The sequence below is a fragment of the Vibrio sp. RM-41-2B genome, from assembly GCF_024744415.1.
Taxonomy (GTDB): Bacteria; Pseudomonadota; Gammaproteobacteria; order Enterobacterales; family Vibrionaceae; genus Vibrio; species Vibrio diabolicus.
This window is the reverse complement of record NZ_JAMQWD010000020.1, coordinates 1-1,551: the sequence shown is the minus strand read 5'-3', so window position 1 is coordinate 1,551 and position 1,551 is coordinate 1. Positions and strand designations below refer to the sequence as shown.

General features: G+C 39.2%; 2 protein-coding genes. Both read right to left on the bottom strand.

Translation table 11 applies throughout. From position 1 onward, the window contains the following. Window positions 1-104 precede the first annotated feature (104 nt). Window positions 105-530 (bottom strand): N-acetyltransferase, encoded by a 426-nt coding sequence (locus NB463_RS14640; protein WP_258432010.1) that lies wholly within the window; start codon window positions 528-530, stop codon window positions 105-107. Window positions 531-689: 159 nt separating this feature from the next. Then, the gene (locus tag NB463_RS14630; protein WP_258432426.1) at window positions 690-1,523 is read right to left on the bottom strand and encodes a TIR domain-containing protein; all 834 of its coding nucleotides are present in this window, start codon (window positions 1,521-1,523) and stop codon (window positions 690-692) included. Between the last annotated feature and the right edge of the window lie 28 nt (window positions 1,524-1,551).

The window sequence follows — 1,551 nt, the reverse complement described above, 5'->3', positions numbered from 1 at the left end:
TGAACAACGCTATACCACCCAACTTAAACCATTGTGCCATAAACACAAAAGCTAAACTTTGAACCAAAACTGCCAAGCGTTGAGAATCCCTCTTAAACGCCTTGTTATGTGCCCGAACTCATTGTGTACTCTGGGTGTCCCGTATGCTCGTCACATTGCTCACTGACGACTGTAAAGCCTTGAGACAGATAGAACTGATAACTAGCCTGATTTTCCTTATATACGGAAAGGCTCAATATCGCTCTTTGTGCTTTAGCATGACTTAACAATTGCTTACCGATACCTTGCCCCTGAAATGCAGGAAACACGAATATAGCTGCCAAGTTGTTTTCATACAACGCATAAAAGCCGACTATTTTCGACTCGATTTCGTATACGAAAACTTCTGACGCTGGGATATAAACATTACGCATGCTCTCAACTTGAGACTCCCAAAAGTCAGCCGAGACAAAATCATGAGCTTTAACAGATGCTTCAAGCCAGATTTTAAGGACTGAATCTAAGTCATTTGAATTGTACTTTCTTATCATTTTAGAACTCTAGATTGTCAATTTATCGGGGCAACATAACGCCCTGTTAAGGGGTGAGTAACGCAATACAAAAGTCGCCGCATACCACCTTAAACACTAAAACTAACGCATAGTGAAAATGCCACGCGTTGCGAATCCCTCTTGAACAGTTTGTTAGCACTAAAATGGAATATCGTCGTCAAAGTCCATTGGCGGTTCGTTATAAATTACTTTTGGTTCGAGCTTGTCTTCATTTTTTAGAAGTTCATCTACACCAAGTTCAGTTATTGCGTAAGCATAATAATCGTAACCTTGCTCATCAGATTCAACGCTTTTACTGACTAACCCCATTCTCTCTAACTTGATTAAAGAAACCTGTAATACAGACTCTTTAACGCCTTTTAACCCATTGTAGATGCTATAAAACGAAATGCCCTCGGGATTGTTAGTTTGACTTTTTAGGCACTCTGCTAAAAAGTGATAGTCTTTATCCCTTAGCTCGTAGTTAGCTGGATTGGCAACAATTCTCTTATTCTCAGAAAGAGCTACATGGCTAATTAACCCTAACCTTTCAACTTCGGATTTAATCAATGAGCAAGCACGATTTGTTGCTGAAACCAAGTCATTATCACTACGTGTTGCCTCATAATCCGCTGGAGTAACTCCTAACAGATCTGTTGGCAAATGCATTTCTACATTTCTTGGCTTTAGGATAAACGAACGAGATTTCCCAATAGCACCAACAAACAAACCCATCTCAAAAATAACATTATCTCTTACTACATGCTCCTTACGACTTCGGATTGAAGTAATATCATCAGGAGCGAATATAAATAGTGCAAAATCTACAGTTGACGATTTCTCAACCAAATCATCAATGGTTGACGAAGAAAGCTTAAATGTGCCGTTTTTCCATATAGTCACTTCAAAGTCGTGATCTAAATTCACATTAACAGCCTCAGCGATCGGTAAGCTTTCTGCCGAGGAAGCTATAAATAACCTTGGTTTTCTCACATGTAACTCCGTCTATATTATTTTTGTG

Excerpts from the sequence above, each read along its gene's own strand:
- NB463_RS14640 (WP_258432010.1), bottom strand. The coding sequence starts at position 530 with ATGATAAGAAAGTACAATTCAAATGACTTAGATTCAGTCCTTAAAATC.